At 48.3% G+C, this 22134-nt stretch carries 19 protein-coding genes; 1 reads left to right on the forward strand and 18 read right to left on the reverse strand.

Annotation, left to right across the window (positions count from 1 at the left end):
• Positions 1-167: 167 nt before the first annotated feature.
• From secG to ACQY18_RS03285, 10 genes are all read right to left on the reverse strand, one after another.
• A complete protein-coding gene (secG, locus tag ACQY18_RS03240) occupies positions 168-476 on the reverse strand; it encodes a preprotein translocase subunit SecG (RefSeq protein ID WP_176777765.1) in 309 nt (102 codons plus the stop codon).
• 377 nt (positions 477-853) lie between these two features.
• Complete coding sequence (locus ACQY18_RS03245; RefSeq protein WP_176777766.1) at positions 854-2053, reverse strand: phosphoglycerate kinase; 1200 nt, start codon at positions 2051-2053, stop codon at positions 854-856.
• A gap of 90 nt (positions 2054-2143) precedes the next feature.
• Complete coding sequence (locus tag ACQY18_RS03250; RefSeq protein WP_428038838.1) at positions 2144-2869, reverse strand: Bax inhibitor-1/YccA family protein; 726 nt, start codon at positions 2867-2869, stop codon at positions 2144-2146.
• 129 nt (positions 2870-2998) lie between these two features.
• Entirely contained in the window at positions 2999-3496 is a 498-nt protein-coding gene (locus ACQY18_RS03255) for a hypothetical protein (protein ID WP_428038839.1), read from the reverse strand.
• Positions 3497-3718: 222 nt separating this feature from the next.
• Complete coding sequence (locus ACQY18_RS03260) at positions 3719-4558, reverse strand: hypothetical protein (RefSeq protein WP_428038840.1); 840 nt, start codon at positions 4556-4558, stop codon at positions 3719-3721.
• Between the two features lie 126 nt (positions 4559-4684).
• Positions 4685-5395 (reverse strand): hypothetical protein, encoded by a 711-nt coding sequence (locus tag ACQY18_RS03265; protein ID WP_428038841.1) that lies wholly within the window; start codon positions 5393-5395, stop codon positions 4685-4687.
• A gap of 250 nt (positions 5396-5645) precedes the next feature.
• The gene (groL, locus tag ACQY18_RS03270; protein WP_428038842.1) at positions 5646-7280 is read right to left on the reverse strand and encodes a chaperonin GroEL; all 1635 of its coding nucleotides are present in this window, start codon (positions 7278-7280) and stop codon (positions 5646-5648) included.
• Positions 7281-7307: 27 nt separating this feature from the next.
• Positions 7308-7601 carry a co-chaperone GroES gene (locus ACQY18_RS03275; protein WP_428038843.1) on the reverse strand — a complete coding sequence of 98 codons (294 nt, stop codon included), beginning with the start codon at positions 7599-7601 and terminating at the stop codon, positions 7308-7310.
• A gap of 173 nt (positions 7602-7774) precedes the next feature.
• Positions 7775-8599, reverse strand: coding sequence for a protein phosphatase 2C domain-containing protein (locus ACQY18_RS03280; protein ID WP_176777772.1), 825 nt, complete (start codon positions 8597-8599; stop codon positions 7775-7777).
• Entirely contained in the window at positions 8596-10947 is a 2352-nt protein-coding gene (locus ACQY18_RS03285; RefSeq protein ID WP_428038844.1) for a serine/threonine protein kinase, read from the reverse strand. The genes ACQY18_RS03280 and ACQY18_RS03285 overlap by 4 nt, the downstream gene beginning before the upstream one ends.
• 146 nt (positions 10948-11093) lie before the next feature.
• Here ACQY18_RS03285 and ACQY18_RS03290 point away from each other — a divergent pair, with 146 nt between their 5' ends.
• Entirely contained in the window at positions 11094-11561 is a 468-nt protein-coding gene (locus tag ACQY18_RS03290; protein ID WP_176777774.1) for a PC4/YdbC family ssDNA-binding protein, read from the forward strand.
• A 67-nt stretch (positions 11562-11628) separates the two neighbouring features.
• Here the strand turns inward: ACQY18_RS03290 and waaF are convergent, their stop codons facing one another.
• From waaF to ACQY18_RS03330, 8 genes are all read right to left on the reverse strand, one after another.
• The gene (gene waaF / locus ACQY18_RS03295; protein WP_176777775.1) at positions 11629-13167 is read right to left on the reverse strand and encodes a lipopolysaccharide heptosyltransferase II; all 1539 of its coding nucleotides are present in this window, start codon (positions 13165-13167) and stop codon (positions 11629-11631) included.
• Positions 13148-14422, reverse strand: a complete 1275-nt coding sequence (locus ACQY18_RS03300; protein ID WP_428038845.1) for a 3-deoxy-D-manno-octulosonic acid transferase — start codon at positions 14420-14422, stop codon at positions 13148-13150. The genes waaF and ACQY18_RS03300 overlap by 20 nt, the downstream gene beginning before the upstream one ends.
• 108 nt (positions 14423-14530) lie before the next feature.
• Complete coding sequence (locus ACQY18_RS03305; RefSeq protein WP_428038846.1) at positions 14531-16726, reverse strand: AsmA family protein; 2196 nt, start codon at positions 16724-16726, stop codon at positions 14531-14533.
• Positions 16727-16807: 81 nt separating this feature from the next.
• Positions 16808-17134 (reverse strand): DUF1232 domain-containing protein, encoded by a 327-nt coding sequence (locus tag ACQY18_RS03310; protein WP_428038847.1) that lies wholly within the window; start codon positions 17132-17134, stop codon positions 16808-16810.
• 1 nt (position 17135) lies between these two features.
• Positions 17136-18896, reverse strand: a complete 1761-nt coding sequence (locus ACQY18_RS03315) for a Na/Pi cotransporter family protein (protein ID WP_428038848.1) — start codon at positions 18894-18896, stop codon at positions 17136-17138.
• A 74-nt stretch (positions 18897-18970) separates the two neighbouring features.
• Positions 18971-19786, reverse strand: a complete 816-nt coding sequence (locus tag ACQY18_RS03320; protein ID WP_428038849.1) for a hypothetical protein — start codon at positions 19784-19786, stop codon at positions 18971-18973.
• A 5-nt stretch (positions 19787-19791) separates the two neighbouring features.
• Positions 19792-20973: a hypothetical protein gene (locus tag ACQY18_RS03325; protein WP_428038850.1), complete on the reverse strand. Its 1182-nt coding sequence runs from the start codon at positions 20971-20973 to the stop codon at positions 19792-19794.
• Between the two features lie 81 nt (positions 20974-21054).
• A partial coding sequence (locus ACQY18_RS03330) for an NAD(P)/FAD-dependent oxidoreductase (protein WP_428038851.1) occupies positions 21055-22134 on the reverse strand: 1080 nt, incomplete at its 5' end.

The raw sequence follows: 22134 nt of genomic DNA on the forward strand, positions 1-22134 counted from the left end.
CGGCATGCGCCCCTCAAACGCACGCGTATACCAATTCCGCCACCTGCGCGAAAATCTTTTACAACGAGGGAATGTCAATCTCTACCTTTTTATTTTAGCAAATAACGCCGCCAAAAGCAAGCCGGCACGCCTTAAAAAAAGCCCCTTGTTTAAGGGGCTCTTAAAAGTTATTTAGCCGGAGTAGCCGGGGTGGCCGGAGCCGTAGCCGCGGCGGGGATTTGCACCCGGTCCATCACGGACGAAGTGGCTTTTTTGTTAGAGGCCATCGTGAGCGCAATAGAGGTGCAGAACAACAGCACCGCCAAAGCGGCCGTAAGTTTATTAATAAAGTTAAAAGCAGTGGGGCTGGCAAAGATGTTATCCGCGCCGGAGGCACCGAAAATACCCGCGGCGGAGCCTTTCCCGCTTTGGAGCAAAACCAACAAAATCAACAAAATGCACGCAATATAATGGACAATCGTAATAAGTGTTTGCATGAGTGTAAAAAATCTCCTATAAAAATAACACTATTATTATAGCACTTTTTACGGCTTTGTGGGCCGCCATTTTTATAAAAGTACGATAAATGGCGGGCAAAAACAGACCGGGCCCAAACAACAGGCCCGGTTTGTGTTAGTAAATTCTATTTTCCAAAAAGCTTTCCGTGTTTATTTGGCTAACGCCACTAAACCCGGCAACTCCTTTTTGTAAAAAATAGACCGGGCCTAAACGACAGGCCCGGTTTGTGGATATAAATTCTATTTTCCAAAAAGGCTTCCGTGTTTATTTGGCTAACGCCACTAAACCCGGAAGTTCCTTCCTGGACTAAATAACACCCCGCCGCTTACGCGACGGGGTGTTTGTGTCAGTAAACTTATTTAGCCAAAGCTACAAGTCCAGGAAGTTCCTTTCCTTCCACAAATTCCATGCTGGCGCCGCCGCCGGTGGAAACGTGGGAAAGTTCTTTCTGGTTGAATTTGCCTTTCTTCAGCACGTTTACGCTGTCACCGCCGCCGATAATGGTGGTAGCACCGGCTTTGGTAGCGTCAATCATGGCTTGGGCAACGGCAAAGCTGCCTTTGGCAAAATTCGGGAATTCAAACACGCCCATAGGCCCGTTCCAGAAAATGGTTTTGCATTGGAGCAAGGCTTCGCGGAACGCGGCTACGGTTTTGGGGCCGATATCCAACCCCATTAAATCGGCCGGAATGTTGATGTTATCAACGGCCACCGGTTCGGTGGTTTCGGCAAATTCTTTACCGCAAACGTGGTCCACCGGCAACAAGATTTTAACGCCTTTTTCGGCCGCTTTGGCCAAAACGGCTTTGGCTTCGGTTTCTTTTTCGGCATCAAAAAGGGATTTGCCGATTTCGTGCCCTTGCACTTTTAAGAACGTGTAAGCCATACCGCCGCCAATGACGAGTACGTTTACTTTGTCCATCAAGTTGTTTAAGAGCATAATTTTGTCGGACACTTTCGCCCCGCCAACCACAGCGGCAAACGGACGGGCCGGGTTTTCCAACGCTTTGCCTAAAAATTCAACTTCTTTTTGCACCAAGAAACCCGCGCAGCCGGGCAAATAGTCGGCAATGGCGCTGGTGGAAGCGTGGGCGCGGTGAACCGTACCAAAGGCTTCCTGCACAAAAATTTCGCCGTGTTTAGCCAGTTGTTTGGCAAATTCGGCATCGTTCTTTTCTTCTTCCGGGTGATAGCGGAGGTTTTCCAACAAGGCAATTTCGCCGTTTTTGGTTTCGGCCACTACTTTATCAGCTTCCGGGCCTACGCAATCCTTGGCAAAATGCACCGGCACGCCAAACAGTTTTTCCACTTCGGCGGCCACGGGAGCCAAGCTAAATTCCGGTACTACTTTGCCTTTCGGGCGGCCCAAGTGGGCAATCAGCACGATGCGGCAGTTGTTTTCCAACAAATATTTAATGGTTTTTTCGGTAGCAACAATGCGTTTGTTGTTGTCTACTTTACCGTCTTTGAGCGGTACGTTGTAATCTACACGCACCAATACTTTTTTGTTTTTCAGGTCCATATCCTGAATTTTTTTAATGCTGTCAAAATTCATACTTTTGCGGCTCCTTATAATTTTATCCGCGGGTTTTTACAAACCCGCTACTACTTACCTATTTATTTTACAAAATTTAGCGGCCGTAAGTTAACGGCGGCGGCTTTTGCCCAGCGCTTTCAAAATTTCCCAATACAGCCAAACCAGCGTGACAAGCAGGCCGAACCCGGCGTACCACTCCATATATTTGGGGGCCACATATTTGCTGGTCATTTCATCAATAAAGTTGAAATCCAGCACCAAATTGGCCGCCGCTACGATGCAAATAACCAGGTTAATCCCAATAGCAAGGCGGGACGAGCCCGTCAAAAAATCCATATTTACGCCACACAGCATAAGTACCAGACACACCAAATAAAACAGGGCAACGCCGCAGGTGGCGCCTAAAACGCCGATTATAAACCCGGCGGTCGGGCGGATAATTTTGGTTTTGTATAGCGTAAGCATTACCAAAAATACGGCTAACGTCACCGAAACGGCCTGCAACACAATGCCGGGAAATTCTTTATTAAAGAATAACGAAACAACCCCCAAGCATAACCCTTCCGCAAGCGCATAAACCGGTGCTAAAAACGGTGCGGAGCGCGGTTTAAGGCTGATAAACAGGCCCAGCAACCCCCCGACAATCATAATAATCCACAGGGCTTTATCCATTAAAAACGGATTTTGCCACCCGAACCACGCGCCGAGTACGCAAATAAATAACAAGAAAAAAGATTTGTTAATAGTGCCTTGCAACGTCATGGGTTGCACGGCGCGGGCACTGTTTTGGGCGCGTTCAAATGCTTCTGCATTAAATACAGGGTTTGAAGCCATTTTTCCCCCTCCTAAATTAATTTTTTATATTTTATAAAAATATAAAGCAGTTTGGGGATTTATTTAAGATGAATAAATAAAAAACAGCTCCCGGCGTTTGCGGGGAGCTGTTGGATAGTACAAAACAGGCTATTTTAACAAATTGCCGGCCAGCGCATTGGAAATGCGTTTCATATTTCCGGCAAATTTTACAAAATCACCTTTAGGGTTTACATTAAAGGTGTAAACGTACAAGTGTTGGCCGTTTGCGTTATAAGCATTGAGGAATTTGCCCGCTTGTTTGTTTTCGGAATACGCCCCTTTAACAAAAGTGCCCAAATCCACTCTTATCTTAAAAGAATCCGTGCCGGCCATATCCGCTTCCAAAGAAGCATTTTTGTCCAACATGATATCCGCTTTGGTTTTGTCCGCATTAAAACCAATCAGCGCGCCTTTGGCTTTTACGCCGTTTACCCACACCGTCACAACGCGCACTTTCTTTTCAACCGCGTTGTTTATGCGGTTTTGCATAACATCATACGCAGGCCGTTTGGGAGCTTGTACTTTAGCTTTTTTTACAGGGGGATTAGTTCCTGCGTTTACCGCTACGGCTAAAAGCAACGCGCAAAACGTGACAAATTTTTTCATAATATTCTCCTTAAAATGAATGTATATCTATATTATAGAAAATAACATTTATATTTCAACAGGACAAAAGACCTATTTTTTTCAGGGCCTTTAGACCTATCCCCCCGTTTGACGGAAACTGATTATGGTTTTTCCCCGCCCCGGGTATGCGCACCCTTGGAAAATGAAAAGCACCCGCCGGGTTGGGGCAGGTGCTTTTTATTTATTTGCGTACTCATTAAATTACAGGTCTTTTTGGTCCGTAATGGCGTGTTTAACAATACGGCTCCACGCGGCGGGGTCTTCTTTCCCAATAACGGCTTTCATACCGTCAAAAGCCGCACGGTCCAGCGCTTCAAAAGACTGTTTGCTATTCCCCCAAGATTGCCCTAACAGCAACGAGGTAGCGCCGTGTTTTTGGCTAGAGCCCACCAAAAAGCCGTTGCAGGCTTCCGGGGAGGCAAAGTTATAAGCCAGAAGGCTCTTTTTATCTTTAGCCACATGCCCGGCAGATTTTATGGCCCCTCTGTTTTTGACCGTTATGCTGCCCAATCCTCTTGAAAAGCAAGCCGCTCTGGTGGCCGTTATTTTAGCGGGCACCGCATTGACGTTTCCGTCCAACGGGAAAAACAAGCTGACTACTTGGTTGAGGCCCCCAACGGTTGAGGCTAAATTTTTGTTTTGCGGGTCTAATTTAATTAACGTATAACTTTGCATGCCCACGCTAAACACATCAGCCGCACTTACTTTAGCCCCATTAACAGAAAAAACAGGGTCTGTGACAAAGCCATAACTGCCGCGCAGTAAAAGCCAGTTTTTGTCAATTCTAACAGCTAACGTGGATATAGCATGTTTGGTGGTTTTGCCGGAGTTTACATCCAGCATTTTACCGCTCACATAGATATTAAAAGTGCTTTTGCGCAGGTTAGCCAAACTGCGGGAAACCGCCGCCGTTTTTTGGGACAGCGTTTTATTTATAGCAGCTTTAGTCACGGGCTTTTTGCTTTGCGCAGTAGCTGTTTCAGCCAAAGCCGGCATGGCCGTTAAAGCCACTACTAAAGAACTCAAAAGAATTTTATTCATAATTTCCTCCTTAGAAGAATATACTGATATTGTAAACCTTTTAATAGTAAATTTCAAGTATTTTTTCAAAAAATTACTGGCGGAACTCCACTTTTGGGACACCATAATAAAAAGCACCCGCCGGGCTTATAGTTGGGCCGCCGCCGTAATGCCGGAAGGGCCGGGCATAAGTTTTAAGGCCAACGCGGCTTTTTCTGCCGTAATAAAACTTTTAGCGGTAGGAAAGAGCTTCTTAAAACCGTTTTTCAAAGCCGGGGTGCGCACCGGCATAGGGAATTGGTAATAATCCGTACCGGCAATTTTAACGTGTTTGAATACATTTAAGTTCTTAGTGATGGCTTCATCCCCGTTATGGCTGTATTGGTAGGCAAAACTTTCTTCCTGCCCGGCGGTGTTAAACTGGGAGAGATTAACTCTGAACGTGAACCAATCGCGCAGGGCGTTTTTTTGCATTTTCTTAAAACAATCGTTTTTGAACGCCACATTGACCGTACCCAAGCCGTCTTTTTCGTGATAATCCATCAAAAGGACACTGCAAGTGTAGCTTTCGTTATGGGATTTAGAGGTACCGTCCAACATTTCGTAATCATTCCACCACATAATTTGAGCATGCGCTTTGGTTTTTGAGGGAATAGCGGCAAACGCTTTTTTGGCCGCGGCTTTTTGGCGGGCTACTTTTTTATCAAACCCTTTTTTCCAATCCATATAAGAATTATTTTTTTTATTATTTTCAGACCATTGGGAAAACGTGGATTGGGTCGTCGGTCTGTACGGTTGGGCCGCGGCAACCCCCGTCAAAACACACAACATCAAAACACCGGTTAAAAGTTTATTCATATAATCTCCTGTTTTGTTTCTCTATTATATTTTATACAACTATTTGCTTTTTTTCCAGTGCAGTTTGGCTCTATCCCTGCCCGGAAAAAGGACCCATGCGTTTTTGGGCCTTTTGGCCCACAGTTCCCCCCGCGCGTGAAAAACGGCGTGGCAGAAAAGCGCAACAAAACCATTTTCTAGCCGCGCCCCAATAAAAAGAGGCCGGGGCCTTATAAAAAGACCCCGGCTTTTGAATTGGGTTAGCGGGAAATTACATCATCCCCATACCGCCCATGCCGGGCATAGCCGGGGCATGAGCCGCGCCTTCTTTTTCCGGCGCATCCGCTACCAAGGCTTCGGTCAAGAGGACCGTGCCCGTGATAGAGGCGGCGTTTTCCAAGGCGGTGCGGACCACTTTGGCCGGGTCCACTACGCCCGCTTTCAACAGGTCGCAATAGGTGTTGTTGTCGGCGTTATAACCGTCGGCCGCGCCTTGCATCTTCAGCACGTTATCCACCACTACGGCGCCGTCTAAACCGGCGTTTACGGCAATTTGTTTCAACGGAGCCGTCAACGCTTTGCGGACAATGTTAATACCCGTGCGGACATCCTCGTTATCGGTTTTGATAGCGTCCAAAGCCGCTTGACTGCGGGCAAGCGCCACACCACCGCCGGGCACAAGGCCTTCTTCCACGCCGGCTTTCGTGGCGTTTTTGGCGTCTTCCACTTTGGCTTTTTTGGCTTTCAGTTCGGTTTCCGTAGCGGCACCTACGCTGATTACAGCCACACCGCCGGAAAGTTTCGCCAAGCGTTCCTGCAATTTTTCTTTATCGTATTCGCTCTTGGAGTTTTCAATCTGTTTGCGGATTTGTTCCGAGCGGGCGGCAATAGCTTCTTTACTGCCTTTACCGCTTACAATGGTGGTGTTTTCTTTATCAATTACCACGCGGGCGGCCTGGCCGAGCATAGCCAATTCGGCTTTGTCCAGTTTAATGCCGCGTTCTTCGCTCAGCACGTCACCGCCGGTCAAAATGGCAATATCTTCCAACATTTCTTTGCGTCTGTCCCCAAAGCCCGGGGCTTTTACGGCACAGCCTTTCAAGGTGCCGCGCAATTTGTTCACTACCAAGGTAGCCAACGCTTCGCCGTCCACATCTTCGGCAATAATCAGGAATTGTTTACCGCTTTGGACGATTTTTTCCAATACCGGCAGTAAGTCGTTCATGCTGGAAACTTTTTTATCGGTAATGATGATATAGGGGTTTTCCAACACACATTCCATCCGTTCGGAATCAGTCACAAAATACGGGGAAATGTAGCCGCGGTCAAACTGCATACCTTCCACCACGTCCAGTTGGGTGGTAGCGGTTTTGCCTTCTTCTACGGTAATTACACCTTCCGCGCCCACTTTTTCAATGGCTTCGGCAATCATATTACCAATTTCGCGGTCGTTGGAAGAAATGGTGGCAATTTGGGCTTTTTCTTCTTTGGTTTTTACCGGTTTGTGCATTTTTTCCAATTCTTTTTTGGTGGCTTCTACGGCCATTTCAATGCCTTTTTTTACCAACGTGGGGTTGGCTCCGGCGGTAATGTTTTTAATGCCTTCGGTCAACATGGCGTTGGCCAATACGGTAGCGGTGGTGGTACCGTCGCCGGCGACGTCGTTAGTTTTGGAGGCTACTTCGCGGATGAGCTGGGCGCCCATATTTTCAAACTTGTCTTCCAGTTCAATATCTTTGGCAATCGTCACGCCGTCATCAATAATAAGCGGAGAGCCGAACTTTTTTTCCAACACTACACTGCGGCCCTTGGGCCCTAACGTCACTTTTACGGCGTTTGCTACTTTTTCAATGCCTGCTTTCATTTTGGCGCGGGCTTGGTCACCATATACAATTTGTTTTGCCATATTAAAAATTCCTCCTGTTTACCCCAATTACCCTAAAATACCCAAAACTTCGTCTTGGTGGATAATTAAATACGTTTCGTCATCCAGTTTTACTTCCGTGCCGGAGTATTTGCCGTACAGCACACGGTCGCCGGGTTTTACATCCATGGGGATTCTAGCCCCTTTCTCGTCCAACTTACCGGCACCCACTGCCAAAACTTCGCCTTCCATCGGTTTTTCTTTGGCGGTGTCAGGAATGATGATTCCCCCTTTCATGGTTTCTCTTTCAATGGGTTTGACGATAATGCGGTCACCCAAAGGTTTGATTTTTACTTCTTTCATAGTAATTTCTCACTCCTTTTAAGTCTTAAAAATCTAATTTGCGGGGCGGGATTGTTTTTAGCACTCCCTTTCGCTTAATGCTAATTTAGCATATATTGCATATAATTGTCAACCCCTTTCTTTGATTGCTAAAAAAGAAAGGGGTTGTCGTCGGTAAAGCAGAATAAATATTTTTAATAACAGCCAAAAAAGCGGCGCACTTTTTGCTTGAAAGTAAGCCGTTGCGGCGGTAAAATTTTAATCATAACGGCGGAAATGTTATCTTGTCCGTCGTTATCGTTAGATACGCGCACCAACTGTTTGCACAATTTTACCAGCGGCAAGTTTTTGCCCTGCTCCAGTTGTTCGGCCAGTTGGGTTTCGTTCATGCCCTTGTACAGGCCGTCCGAACATAAAACCATTACGTCGCCGAGTTTAACCGGAAAGCGCAACAAATCAAATTCCACATTCTTTTTAATACCCATGGCGCGGGTAAGCACGTTTTGGATTTTGGATTTATCGGCTTCCGCCTTGGTGAGCAGCCCGCGGCGCACATGTTCCATCGCTAAAGAATGGTCCGTAGTCACTTGAACAAGCTTGCCGTCCCTAAACAGGTAAATGCGGGAGTCCCCCACATGTACGGCGGTGGCGTTATCGCCGTCAAACATCACCCCGGTTAAGGTGGTGCCCATCATTTTGTAAATTTCGGATGCTTGCGCCGTGGTGTAAATAGCGGCGTTGGCCAAATTGGCGGCCATAAGCATTTTGCGCTCCGTATTATCCAATTTGGGCAAAAAGGTTTCCGGCATTTTTAATTCGCCCGTATTTACTTTACGGATGGTTTCTTCCAATACATGTACGGCAATATTGCTGGCAATTTCTCCGGCGGAATGGCCGCCCATACCGTCGGCTACCACGCCTAGGCCCAAATCGGACGAGATAAGTACGCTGTCTTCATTTTTTTCCCGGATTTTGCCAATATCGGTGACGGCGGCAAATTCTATATCAAAGGCGCTCATAATTCCTCTCTAAATACAATGTTGCACGCACAGCCTATTATGCCAAACCAATACAAAATGGTCAATAGGAAATAATAAGCGTTGTTGTCTTGCGCGTTATTGTTAAAATTTTGAATGGGATAGCCGACAGAATAATCCCACGCTAAAATATTCATTTTGCTTTCGCCGGACGTATAATAGGCGGATAACATTTCTATCATTAACGGCCTGTAATGCTCCGGCACGGCCTCTTTACTATAAATGGAAATTTGCTGGTTTAAGTATTTATATTTGTCTTCCGGGGTCATATTGTTAATTTCCCGGGTGGAGCCCAGATTGACCAAAGAATCGTTTTGGAACATAGACACATAGCCGCCTATCACTTCCTGCGAAACATCCGGTCCGTTGGAGTGTTTAATCCCGGCATCAATTTTAGAGGCTAATACGTCTAATGTGGTATTCATACGGTTGGCCAGGCCGGATACGTTATAAATCCACACGCAGGCAATTCCGGCCAGCAGTAGCAGGGTGGGCGCAATAATGCTGGATTGCCCATCCCGCTTGGAAAACAAGCAGGCAACCGCCCCCAACGCGCACCCCAGACCCGCCAAAAGCAACCATTTGGTAAAAAGTCCGTCCGGGTTGGCGGGAATTTCCAGCCCGGTAGCCGCATAGACCAATACCATGGATAAGGCAATCAGCGCCGTACCCAAAAAGCTCTGTACCCAGGTGCGTTTGGCTTGCCAGCAGATAGACATGGCCCACATGGCCGCCACCACCAAATAGCACAGGTTATATTCCGGCGAGAAAATATAGCGGGTAATGCCGGTTAAATCCCAATACGGCACTTGGGGCGTAAAAAGCCCGGCCATATAGGAAACCCCGGCAATAATAATTAGCCCCATGGTATTGCGGGAAAACGCGCGTATAGACGCCGACGCAAACACCAGTAGAAATACCACCATACATATCCCGGCAAGCACCAGTTGGTGCGGGGCATTTTCCGAGCCGGTGACAGGGGCCAATAAGTTAGCGATAAACCCTAACGTGGGGCTGGTGTGTACGGAGCAAATTTTACCGAACAGGAAAAACACATAAGAAATCCCCAAAGAAAACACCATCAGCACCGGCAGCCATGCCAAATCAATCCAACGGCGTACGGAGAAGGCTTCCTTAAATTCTTTCGGCTCCTCCACTTTGGGTTGCACCGCAAAGGGGTCATCCGGCGGAACAAAACCCTGCGGGGGCGGCGGAGGCGGCAAAATAGCCGGTTGGGGCGCCGCTACCGGTTTCGGTTTTTCTACCGGGCTTTCTTCCAAACCGGGCAACAACACCGGCTTGCCGGTGCGCCCGGAAGATTGCGTGACGCGTTTGGCCGCTTCTTCCTGGCGTTTACGCTTAATACTGTCCGTATTTTCTATCGGGCTGTCTTGGGATAATTTAAGGGCGGTATCGGTGCCCAAATCTATGGCTAGGCCGGCCGTGCCGTTTTTTAAGCGCAGTTGGTCTTCTGCCCGCATTTTTTGGAAATACACATACGTTTCTTTAGCGGTTTGGAAGCGTTTGGCCGGGTCTTTGCTCATTAATTTTTGGATAGCCAGGCTCAGCCACGGCGGCAAATCTTTACGCAGTTTAGAGGGGTTCGGCACCGGGTCGTTGATATGTTTTTGGATAATATCAATGGTGTTTTTGCCGTTGTACGGGAATTGCCCCGTCAGCACATAATACATACTGGCGCCGATAGAATACAAATCCGCGCGGGTATCCAAATCCCGCCCGAGGGCCTGTTCCGGCGCAATAAAATAAGCGGTACCGGCCAGTTCGGTGGTTTTGGTGGAGCCTTTTTCCTTATCTACTTTTTTGGCAATACCAAAGTCCACAATTTTGGGGTGCATATCCTTGTCAATCAAAATGTTGGAAGGTTTAATATCCCGGTGGATAATGCCCTTTTCATGGGCCATATTCAACCCTTTCAAAATGCCGTCAAACAAATCCAAAACCAGGCCGATAGGCAACACTTTTTGGCGTTTTAACATCATGGAAAGCGTTTGCCCTTCAATAAAGGACATTACAATAAAATAATAGCCCCTTTCCTTCCCCACGTTGTAGACGTTTACAATGTTGGGGTGGTCCAGCTCGGCCACGGCGCGGGCTTCGCTTAAAAAGAGGTCTACGGCTTTTTTATCGTTGGCTAGAGCGGGGCTTAAAATTTTAACACATACAATGCGGTTTAAGGCTTTGTGCCGAGCCCGATAAACGGCACCCATGCCGCCTTCGGCTGTTTTTTGCAAGATTTCGCAGCCGGAAATTTCCTGACCGATTAACGATTCTTTTGCGCCTTTGGTGTCCTTCACTTCGTTCGTACTCATAGCCGTCCTTAAAAATAAAAGTTTATGCTGAACCCTAATTCATTATACAAAAACTGCTTGCTTTTAGGATAAACAATCAATAGAATATAACTAATGTTTATCATATCATATTTTAGCCCGTTGTGCGGGCTTTATTGGGGGTTTTTATGAGCGAAAGCAGTTTTATGGTACTAAACAACATCGGCAGTTTGCCGCTGGAAGACGGCGCGGAGGTAAAATTTACCATTGATGCGTACCGCAATTACCGCTATGCGTCTATCCGCAAATACCTGCAAACGGACGGTTTTATGGGCGCCACCCGCGTGGGGATTACCATGACGCCGGAAATTGTGCAGGCGCTGGCGCCGATTATTGCCGCCTTGCCGGACGATGAAAAGCAATGCCCGGATAAAGATTTGGGCAAATTTGCCAAGCGGCCGGGGATGTCCGTCGTGGCCCGGGTAAGTACCTTTATGGGGGCCAAGGGGCTGGATTTGCGCCAATGGCAGGAAGACAGCACTTATACCGGTTGGACCAAAAAAGGCATCCGCCTGCCATACAATAAAATAAAGGAAATCAAACGGCTGTTTGCCCTATTAAATGATGCCTTTAATGAAACCCCGGTAGAATTTTAACGGGTTTTACCCATAAAAAAGAGGACTCCGCAAGGAGCCCTCTTTTTTGCCTAATAGCTGAATAGATTTACGCTTTAATCACGCCGTTTTCAACCAGCATTTCTTTGGCGTTTTGAAAAGCGGTCTGCGGCAGGATTTCCCGCATACACTTAAAATGCCCCAACGGACACTTTCTGCCCCCGTGCAGGGCGCAAGGGCGACATTCCAGGCTTTTTACCTCTAATACGCGGTGTCCGTGCCCATACGGGAAGAACCCCAATTCTTTGGTGGTGGGGCCGAAAATAGCCAGCGTGGGCACATTAAACGCGGTGGCAATGTGCATGGGGCCGGAATCGTTGGTGATAAACAGTTTGAAATGCGGCATAAGCGCCATTAAATCCGCCAGGCTGGTTTTACCGCACAAGTTGGCGCAGTGGCCTTGCGATAATTGGCAGATTTTTTCGCCCAAGTCCGCATCTTTTTTGCCGCCGCCCACAATAACCGTTTGAACGTGTAATTCCGTTTCCAGGCGGCTAATCAGCTCCACAAAGTATTCTTTGGGCCAGCATTTGGTGGGCCAGGCGGAACCCGGGTGCAAGCCGACCAAGGTTTTGCCTTCCAAATTAAAATCTTTCATCAGGCGGGCTACATTTTCTTCCGCCGACGGCGCATAACGCAGGCTTAATTTTTCGGCCTTAAATTCTTCTTTGGCAATCCCCTGCAACAAAGAAAGGTTGCGCTCCGCGTCGTGAATCATCCAGGAAAACGGCACCGTTTTGGTGTAGAAAAACCACCCTTCGCTGGAAGTAAAGCCAATGCGTATCGGCACGCGGGAAAGCCACGCAATCAGCGCGCTTCTGAAACTGCGGTGCGGTACCAGTAAAATATCAATATGGGCCTCTTTAATGGCTTTGGCGGTTTTCCAAACGCCTACAATTTTGTTCCAACCCGTTTTTTCGTTTAAGATGATTTGGGAAACCTCTTTCATGGGGCGGAAAATATCCTGCGTTTGCGGACGGGTGATAACCACAATTTTGCTATCCGGGAACAGGCGCGCCGTTTTTTGGATAAGCGGCGTGGTCAGTACGCTATCCCCAATAAACGACGTTTGGAAAATACCGATTTTACCGATTTTTTTGCCGTCCATAGAGGCTTTTTTATAGGCCCAATCGCCCAGTTCCGGCTGGGTGTATTTTATGGGCACGTCCCACGTTTTAAGGGCGGACAAATAGCGCTCCAGCGTGTGTTTTTCCAACACCGGGGACGTTTTGCGGAATTTTACATACAAGCGCCGGGCTACGGGGTTTTTATCGTAGCGGACCCGGTTGGGAATATGGCTGAAAAAGCCCATTAAAATAGTTTTTAAGGTGGCGTGCAAATCCAAAAAGTGCGTAAAATGCCCCGCGCGGATTTGCTGGATGTTGCCCCACAGGCTTTTTTTAGCCACCATAATATGGTCAATATCCGGGTGGCCGGCCAGCACTTGCGCAAACTGCGGTTTGACGAGCAAGGTAATGCGGCTGTTGGGCCATTTGTTTTTCAGGTTTTTATACACCGGGGAAGAAAGCACAATATCCCCCAGTGAAGATAACCGGACTACTAAAATATTAGGCTGATTGTCGTTCATAATTTTCCACCACTTTCATAATTTTATCCGTCGCACCCTTAAAACTTAACGCGGTTTTACGGGCTTTGGCGCTCATGTCGCGGCGCAGAGGTTCGTCCTCCAGCAGCCTTAACACGGTACTCTTAAAATTGGTCGGGTTGACCAGCGTTCCCCCCCCTTGGGTCAACAGGGCGCGGGCCGTATCGGGCGTGTTAAAAAAGCTCTGCCCAAATAGCACCGCTTTACCCAAAATAGCCGGCTCCAGCAAGTTATGCGCCCCGCGCGGGGCAATAGAGCCGCCCACAAAAGTAAGCGCGGCACAAGTGTATAAAGATTGTAAAAAGCCCATTACGTCCGCGCATAAAATATCGCACGGAACCGCTTTTTGGCTCATCATAGCGTAATTCAGACGGCTGTTTTTCAGGTTTTGCTCAATTTCCTGGCGGCGCTCCAAATGGCGCGGGGCAAAAATAATTTTGAGCCCTTGTTTGATAAGTTGCGGGGCCGCCGCCAGTAAAATTTCTTCTTCCAGCGGGTGCGTACTGCCGCATACCAAAACAGGGCTGTTTTCCCACCCTAATTCGGCCACCAATTTTTTGACTTCGTCCACGCGGGAAGGCGTGTCGCTTAGCGTATCATACTTTACATTCCCGCAGACGGTAATTTTGGCGTTTTCCACCCCCAAACCGGCATAGCGGCGGGCATCTTCCGGCGTTTGCAAAGCGGCAAAGGCGGCCTGACCTAATAAGCGGGTAAACAAGGGACGCACCAACTTGTACGCGCGGGTGCTTTTTTCGGAAATGCGCGCATTAACAAGCGCAAACGGCACGCCGTTTTGGCGGGCGGCTTCCAACATATTGGGCCAAATTTCCCGCTCCACCACAAACAAGCGGTACGGGTGAGCCTTGCGGATAAAAGCGCGCGTAAGCGGGTAAAAATCAAGCGGAGCGAGCAGGGCGGCATCAATATCCGCATTTTTGGCGGCGGTGGCTTGCCCGGCGGCCGTAGAAGTAGTGACTAAAATAGGTTTTTTATAAAATTCTTTCAGGCGCTTAATCAGCCCTTTAACGGAGTTGACTTCCCCCACGCTTGCGCAGTGGAGCCAAATGGCATTTTGGGGCAGACAAGCGGGAGCTTCCAAAGCGAAACGCTCTTTGAGTTCCCGGGTAAGGTGTTTGAGTACGCGGCGGCGGGGCGAAAACAAAAAGCCGAACAACACTCCCAGTGCCGCAAATGGAAAAGCTAAATTAGTTAGCAGGAGTAAAAATTTTCCCATATTTCCATTATATTATATTAACGGGAGCGCGTGCATTAAAAAGCGCATTTTGGGCCGAAAAAACAGGAGCCCCCGCAGGGGCTCCCGGTTATTTGGTTTGAAAAACAACTATTTGGCAGGGGTTGATTTTGCACCTGCATTTTTGGATTTTTTGAATAACCCGCCAATGCCTTTTAAGGTGCTTTTTACGGTATCCACCCCGTTTTGGGCCACTTTGCCGGTGGTTTTTACGGCGCCGGTGGCTACGTTCCCGGCGGTGGAAGCCGTACCGCTAACCACTTTGCCCGGCGTTTTATAGTTGAGGATTCCCCCCACCAGCGAGCCCACCGTATTTAACACATCCAGTTTGCCCTTGGGGTTATCCAGCGTGCCGGTAATTTTCATTATAATCGGCGTTTGGCTGGTCAGCACGGTGGCGGAAACTTTCATATTAATATCATTTTTCGGGAAGTCTACCGTTCCGCTTCCGTTTACATTGGTTAATTTGGATACCAAACTGGTTTTATCCACATTCATAACCCCGTTTACAAAGGTGTATTTCCCCTCTGCCGAGGAAAAGGTAATTTGCCCTTTTTTGGCGGAGTTTTCGGCCGGGAAAATTTCCACATTCAGCGCTTTGCCCACCTTGTTTACCAGGGTAATGGGCAAGAGTAAAATTTTAACGATTTTAGTGTCTTTTACCAAGGAGTCCAAATCCGTAATGGCGCCCGGTTTCAAGGTAAAATCCACCTGTCCGTTGGCTTTATCCATCGCGGCGCTGACGCGGGTTAAATCCGCATTTATGTTAAAGCCCTCTGCGGTAAAATACGGTACTTTAATGGCCCCTATTTTTACGTTGGCTTTAATGTTCATCAGCATTTGGGAGCCGTCTTGCGCGGCGGGTGCGGCCTGCGTTTGGGCGGAAGGTTGCTCGCCGGCTTGTTCTTCATCCGCCGCCGGGAATTTGTCCAAGGTCAGTTTGGAAAGGTCCAAATTCAACCCTAAATTCAGCACGTCTTTGATGTTTTTGTACGAGAAAGACGACGTAAACTTTTCCCCGTTAAAAAGCCCGGTCAAAACAGGGCAGGAAATATCATCCAGCGAGGTTATTTTAATTGCACCGTTTAAGGTTTTGAGCGTAAATACATCATACAGCGCGCTTACATTTTTAAGCACCACGGAGCCGGAAACATCTTTGCCGTCTTTTTTATCCGTAGCGGTGAACGAGCCGGTAATTTCCCCTTCCGGCTTAAAATCCGCCACGGAAGACGTCATTTGCACGATTTCCCCCAAGTGCAAGGCCAAATTGCCTTTTACCTGATACACCGGGTTAGCCGCGCCCCAGCCCGCCGTGCCGGAGGCCGTAAAGCCGGAGTTTAACACCGCCAGTTTGAGTTGGCGGATGTCCGCCGTGCTTTTATCCAAATCGGCCGCCGCGTTTACTTTTACCGTAATTTCCGGCAAGGAAAATTCCGGCAAATCGGGCAGAAAATCCGCAAACGTTCGTTGGTTCAGGCCGGATAAAGTACCCGTCAAATCCACTTCCGGCGCGGCAAAGTTTTTAACTTGCCCTTTGAGCAAAAAGCGCATATTTTTGTATTGGGCGGTAATGGCTTTGATGTTTACATAGGCTTGCGGCAAATCCAAATTGGCCAGATTGACCGCCGTATCCACCGTGACCGGCACCGAGGCAGATAAATCCCCCTCCTGATAAGCCGTAGTGAATTGGATTTTTAACGAGAATATTTTTTTAAGGTCAAAATCCCGTATTTTTAAGTTCAGTTTGTTTACCGCGGCGGACATGCCCGTTTGCAAATCTTTATAGGAAAACGCACAGTTGTTAATGTTAATTTGCCCGGCAGTTAAATCCAAACCCAACGCTTCATCCGCGCTGGCGGAGTCGTCCGCCGGAGCGTCTTGTTGGGCCGTTGGGGCCGCCAGGAGCGAATCAAAATTAAAAGAGCCGTCTTTTTGTTTGATTACATTAACGGCAAGGCCGTCTAAAGAAACGGTGCGGATTTCCACCTTTTTTTGCAGTAGCGGCAGGAGTGCCACTTTTACTTGCAGTTTATCCGCTTTTATAAAGGTTCCTTGGGCGAATGTTTCCGCTTCCGAAAGGGCAAAATCGGTCAACGTGACCCCGATTAAGTTAAAAGAAACCTTGTCAAAGGCAATTTCCCGGTGGAAATTATCTTTGGCATAGCTGACGGCCATGGCCTTGAGCTTTTGGGGCGGATACATTACTTTTAAGGTAATTAATCCGGCCCCCAGCAGGGCAACACCAAGTACCCCGCAAATAAAAATCCATTTGAGTAGTTTTTTCATATTTTAATTATATCAATTTGGGGGCATAAAAAGGCCGCCCTAAAAGGGGTTAATTTTTAGGGCGGGTATATAAAAAGCGGCTTACTTTTCGTCACGCTCCACGCGGGTGGCCTCCACATCCACCACCGTTTCATCCGGTTTTGGCTGGGCCACCGCATTACGGTAGGCGCTTAAATCTTTCTTCCACAAGGCAAGCACCAGTACAATAAATGCGCCGTCATCGGCTATGCCCAGTAGCGGCAGGACATCCGGCAACAGGTCCACCGGGCTGACTACATATACCAAACACGCCAGCGTGCTTAAAACGCTAATCCACGGGAATTTGTATTTCCCGCGCAACACCGCCCACCCCATAGAAAAAAACGTGCGGATATATCCGGCCGTTTCTTGCGGATTTGCAGTTGCCATATTATTTGCTCCCTTGGGCGGCGGCCAACTTGCTGGAATGTTCCGGCGCGCGGGCCCCTAAAATGTTTTCCGTCACGCGCAAGGCGTAATCGCCCATGCGTTCAAAGTTATTCAAAATATCCGCATAAGCCGTAATAAAGTCCGGGCTGGCTTCTTCCCCTTCGTAATAGCGGGTGCTGCGGTCTTTGAGCAGTTGCTTTCTTAACGCATTGAGTTTTTCTTCCCGCTGGGCGGCCAGAATTAACATTTCGCTGGTTTCTTTTTGGGATTCCGCCGTGGGGTGCTGTACAAACACAATGGCTTTGCGGGTGGCGCGGGTAATTTCTTTCGTCAATTTGGCAATTTCTTCTATATTATCCACATCCGCTTGCGAAAACGCATTTTTACCATGGAATTTTTCCAAAATACGCGCAATTTTTTCCCCGCAGTCGCCCATGCGTTCAATGTTATTAATCACATCAAATAAAGACATGGTGTGCATAACGGAATCGCGCGACAGGTTGCCGTGGGTCAGCTGGGTTAAATAAATGTTGATTTTGTGTTCCAAAATGTCGGTCGTTTTTTCGGCCTCTTTGGCGTCTTCAATCAGCCGGGAGAACATTTTGTCGTCATCAATTTTTACGGCGTGCATAACCTTATCGGTCATTTTAGTCACAAAGCTCATCATGCGTTCCACTTCGTTGCGTACGGCTACCAACGCCAGTTCCGGCGTGTTGGCAAAGCGGGTGGATAAGAAAATAAGCTCCGTGGATTTGTTGTCTTCCCGTTTGTTTTTGGGGATAATCAGCAAGGTTAGTTTAGCCAGTTGCTTTAACAGCGGCAACATCAGCAGTGTATTTAAGACGTTAAACACCGTGTGGAAGGCAGATATGTGATACGGCAACACCGCCGTCAAATTGGTGGGGTCTTTTACATAGGGGTTTCCGGGCACTAACCAATCTACAAAATGGATAAAATGCTTAAAAATCAGCGTGACCCACAACACGCCAATCGCGTTGAATAAAAAGTGCCCCACGGCGGCGCGGCGGGCCGTGTTGTTCGCACCGATAGCCGCCAAGTTGGCGGTAATGGTCGTGCCGATATTTTCCCCCAGTACCAAAGCGCACGAGGTGGGAAAGTCAATAATCCCGGCGGCGGCGCAGGTAAGCGTCATAGCCATTACGGCGCTGGACGATTGCAAAATAACGGTTAAAATGGTACCGCTGAAAATGAGCGTGACTAAATTAAACAGGTTGTCCGGGCGGAATTTGGCAATCCAGGCCACTACTTGCGGGTTTTGGGCAAAATCGGCCGGAATGGTGTTTTTCATTAAGTCCAAGCCCAAGAACAAAAGCCCAAAGCCCACCAGGGCTTCCCCCATGCGGCGCAGCATAGGCGGGCGCGGGATAAACTGCACAAAGAACCCCACCGCAATAACCGGCAAAGCAAACAGGGAAATTTGAATTTTGAACCCGAACAAGCTGACAATCCAGGCCGTCATGGTGGTACCGATATTGGCCCCGAAAATAACGCCTAAAGACTGGTACAGGTTCAGTAGCCCCGCGCTGGCAAACCCCACCACCATGACCGTGGTGGCACTGGAGGATTGAATCAGCGACGTCACTAACATACCGCACGCGGTAGCCGCAAAGCGGTTGGTGGTAGCTATGCCTAAAAGTTGGCGCATACGCTCGCCGGATACTTTTTGCAAGCCGTCGCTCATCATTTTCATACCGGTTAGGAAAATGGCCAGGCCACCCAGTAAGTTGAGCAATATAAGCATGGTGTGCATAAAACAAAAGACTCCTTTTTTGAATATAAAAAAAGAGGGAGCAAATAACTGCGCCCTCTAACAAATTAACGGTTTTGGGTAGTTTCTGTCAGTGCGTGGTAAATCTCAGAGGCACTGCCTAAGCCTATCATGCCGTTTAGTACGGCAATAGGTAGGGAAAACAACCACATCACTACCATCCCCAACCAAAGGGATATTAAATAAAGCGGGGTCAGTAATACCTGTATGATACCCGTTGCCAGGCCCAACAGCATAATGGCTATACCGCTTACAATACAAAGTAAAAGCGTGTGGCAGGTGCGGCCTTTTAATAAACGGTACACATACACCGGGGCATTCCACACCGTGGTATGGCTCAACGCCACCGCATAGAGGGAAAACGCCACATATACCGCCAGCACTACTACCAATACCAGCATAATTAAACCGGCTAATATAGCAAAAACAATGGAAGCGGTGGAAGAAATAAAATAAATCCCCACCCCAATTAAGGTCAGCACGATTGCCAACAGCACCGCCGCCGCCCATACCAAAAGAGTGACGTAAATAGTTGCGCCCAAAACGGCCCATACTTTATGCCACGCGGCTTTGAGGGCTTCTTTCCAGGTAAGCAGGTTGCCTTCGCGGGCGGTTTCCATGGTGATTAAAGAGGCCGTCATAATGATTATGCCGATAAACGCCGAACACAAAGACCATATTGTATATCCGATAGGGTGGTCCTGCATATTCTGCCCGAACGGCGTGGCCCCCAGGCATACCACGGATAAAAGCAAAATAAGCGCTTGCCCGCCGCCGATAATCTGCACGAGCGGAAGCGCCGCTTTGCGAACAGTTTGCAACGTATTATGAACCAATGCACGAACGGTTAAGTTTTCTTCCATAGCAATTACCTCTTGGATAGTTTAATGTTGTCCGGGCCGTTGTCCTGCTGTTTATGGGCCGAGTGTTCTTTTTGTTTCTCTAGTATTTCCTGATTTTTGGCCATTTCGGCCGCCATATCATCATCAAACAAAATGGTAGGCATACGGTCTTCTTCCTGGTGCATGTATTGTTGCACTTTGGCATTATCCGGCGCATACACCTGGTCCAAATGCTGAAGGGTAGCATTTTGCATGTGTTTATCGTCGGACGAAACTGTAGCTTTTAACATGCCCACTTGGGCATCGGGGGCAATAATATCCTGCGTGGGGGCCTGCACCGGCATCCCCGCGCTGACGGGCAACACCGTAGAAACGGATTCTTGTTCCAAAATAGCCGCATCTTCCAACTCAAAACTGGCGCGGTTGTAGCCGTAATCCAAATTCAAGAAAAGCAGTGTTTTGGCGGTAAACGCGCAGTAAAGCATAAAAACCCACACCACGCCCACTACTAAAAACACCCCATACCAACCGACGGTCAGGTGGGTAATATCAAAAGATTCGGCCCCAAAAAGCGGAATCCCTATTACCAAGGCCAGCGCGCACAACAGAGCGGCCACCGCAGGCAATATGTAAATGGAAAGCAACATAATAGCCGTAGTAAAATAACGGTTAAAAACTAAATCCACACTATATTTAATGGCCGAAATGGGGTTTTCCCCGCGCAAAGCCAACGCTTGTGCGGTAAAAGCAGTAGGCAGGGTAATAAAGAAAAACGACGCCAACACCCCCAGGCCGGAAAGCAAGGCGGAATTGGTGAGCTTAAATATCCAAAGAGTAATCAGAGAAGCTAACCAAATTAATATAGAAGACAACAAAAAATAAAACGCAGGGAAAAGCGCCCGGCTGAAACACTGCGGCAGGGAGGTGCCCTCTTTATTGGCGCGGGCGGCTATCAAATTTACAACCGTACACGGGACAATGCAGCGCGTCATATACACTATAAAAAGCACCATTAAAAAAGCGCCCAACATCATCAAAACTTGGCCGAACAAAAGCCTGCCTAAAAAGCCTAAAACCACACACGCAACCAGATAAAACAGTGCAAGCAGAACACAGCCCAATACCAGTGAGCCAAAGGTGCTATTGGCTAATTTGAAGGCTTCTATCCAAAGAGTAAACAAATTAAAAGGTTTTTTCTTAAAATCCATATAGGCTCCGTACACACGGCTTATTATTAGAAATATTATAGCAATAAACCGTCACAAATTCACGCATTTTTTATACGCTTGTTAAAATGTGTTTTTTAAGGCTTGCGCGGCGCAAAAACCGCTGCTCCACGCCCATTGTAAATTATATCCGCCCACCAGGCCGGTCACGTCCAACAATTCCCCGATGATATACAACCCCGGGATTTGGCGGCACTCCAGGGTGGAAGGATTGATTTGGCGCACATCCACCCCGCCGGCGGTCACTTCCGCCTTGGTCAGCCCCGCCGTGTGCGCGGGAATGACGGAAAAACGGTTTAACCGTTCTGCGGCGTTAAGCAGTTGCGCATGCGTGGCGTTGGCGGCGCATACGTCCAATTCACCCAATAAAGTTTTAGCTATTTTGGGCGAAATTTTATCTGCCAACAAGGCGGAAAACGGCTTATTTATATTTTTGTGTGTCCGTAAAAATTCCGCGGCGTTTACTTGGGGCAAAAAGTTGATTTCCACCGGCCCCCCCTGCCAAAATAAAGAGGCTTGCAACACCGCCGGGCCGCTAATGCCCTCGTGCGTAAATAATAAGGAGCCTTGGGTGGAAAATTTGCCCACTTTAACAGCTACCGGCAGGGAATTGCCCGCCAAATGTACCGTTTGCAAGCGCAGGGCTTTGGGCAATACAAGCCCCACCAGTGCCGGGCGCGGCTCCACAATAGTCAGCCCCATTTCCCGCGCCGTTTTGAAGCCGAAATTCCCGGCCCCCAAAGCCGGGTAAGAAAGCCCGCCGCTTGCCAATACCACCCGCCCCGCCTGCACCGTTCCGCGCGACGTACGCACCGTAAACCCGGTGGCGGTTCTTTCCACTTTTAACGCCTGCGTGTTGAGCCAGATACGGCTAGAGGCTTCTTGCGCCCGGCGGACTAAAAACGCCACAATTTCTTGCGCATTTTGGGCAAAATACTGCCCGCTCGGCATTTGGGTATAGGGAATAGCGGTGCTTTCCAACAGGTATAAAAAATCGGTATTTTTATAGGCGGCCAGGGCGTTTTTGCAAAAATGTTTGCTTTGGCTTTGGTAGTGTGCCGCCGTGACGGTTTGATTGGTAAAATTACATTTCCCGCCGCCGGATACGGCCAATTTGGCCCCCGGGCGGGCGTTGTGTTCTAT

The sequence above is a fragment of the Candidatus Avelusimicrobium faecicola genome, assembly GCA_900540405.1.
Classification (GTDB): Bacteria; Elusimicrobiota; Elusimicrobia; order Elusimicrobiales; family Elusimicrobiaceae; genus Avelusimicrobium; species Avelusimicrobium faecicola.

Bases quoted from the DNA above. Each gene is read 5' to 3' on its own strand.
- secG (WP_176777765.1), bottom strand. From the start codon at position 476: ATGCAAACACTTATTACGATTGTCCATTATATTGCGTGCATTTTGTTG.
- ACQY18_RS03245 (WP_176777766.1), bottom strand. From the start codon at position 2,053: ATGAATTTTGACAGCATTAAAAAAATTCAGGATATGGACCTGAAAAAC.
- ACQY18_RS03250 (WP_428038838.1), bottom strand. From the start codon at position 2,869: ATGGCTTCAAACCCTGTATTTAATGCAGAAGCATTTGAACGCGCCCAA.
- ACQY18_RS03255 (WP_428038839.1), bottom strand. From the start codon at position 3,496: ATGAAAAAATTTGTCACGTTTTGCGCGTTGCTTTTAGCCGTAGCGGTA.
- ACQY18_RS03260 (WP_428038840.1), bottom strand. From the start codon at position 4,558: ATGAATAAAATTCTTTTGAGTTCTTTAGTAGTGGCTTTAACGGCCATG.
- ACQY18_RS03265 (WP_428038841.1), bottom strand. From the start codon at position 5,395: ATGAATAAACTTTTAACCGGTGTTTTGATGTTGTGTGTTTTGACGGGG.
- groL (WP_428038842.1), bottom strand. From the start codon at position 7,280: ATGGCAAAACAAATTGTATATGGTGACCAAGCCCGCGCCAAAATGAAA.
- ACQY18_RS03275 (WP_428038843.1), bottom strand. From the start codon at position 7,601: ATGAAAGAAGTAAAAATCAAACCTTTGGGTGACCGCATTATCGTCAAA.
- ACQY18_RS03280 (WP_176777772.1), bottom strand. From the start codon at position 8,599: ATGAGCGCCTTTGATATAGAATTTGCCGCCGTCACCGATATTGGCAAA.
- ACQY18_RS03285 (WP_428038844.1), bottom strand. From the start codon at position 10,947: ATGAGTACGAACGAAGTGAAGGACACCAAAGGCGCAAAAGAATCGTTA.
- ACQY18_RS03290 (WP_176777774.1), top strand. From the start codon at position 11,094: ATGAGCGAAAGCAGTTTTATGGTACTAAACAACATCGGCAGTTTGCCG.
- waaF (WP_176777775.1), bottom strand. From the start codon at position 13,167: ATGAACGACAATCAGCCTAATATTTTAGTAGTCCGGTTATCTTCACTG.
- ACQY18_RS03300 (WP_428038845.1), bottom strand. From the start codon at position 14,422: ATGGGAAAATTTTTACTCCTGCTAACTAATTTAGCTTTTCCATTTGCG.
- ACQY18_RS03305 (WP_428038846.1), bottom strand. From the start codon at position 16,726: ATGAAAAAACTACTCAAATGGATTTTTATTTGCGGGGTACTTGGTGTT.
- ACQY18_RS03310 (WP_428038847.1), bottom strand. From the start codon at position 17,134: ATGGCAACTGCAAATCCGCAAGAAACGGCCGGATATATCCGCACGTTT.
- ACQY18_RS03315 (WP_428038848.1), bottom strand. From the start codon at position 18,896: ATGCTTATATTGCTCAACTTACTGGGTGGCCTGGCCATTTTCCTAACC.
- ACQY18_RS03320 (WP_428038849.1), bottom strand. From the start codon at position 19,786: ATGGAAGAAAACTTAACCGTTCGTGCATTGGTTCATAATACGTTGCAA.
- ACQY18_RS03325 (WP_428038850.1), bottom strand. From the start codon at position 20,973: ATGGATTTTAAGAAAAAACCTTTTAATTTGTTTACTCTTTGGATAGAA.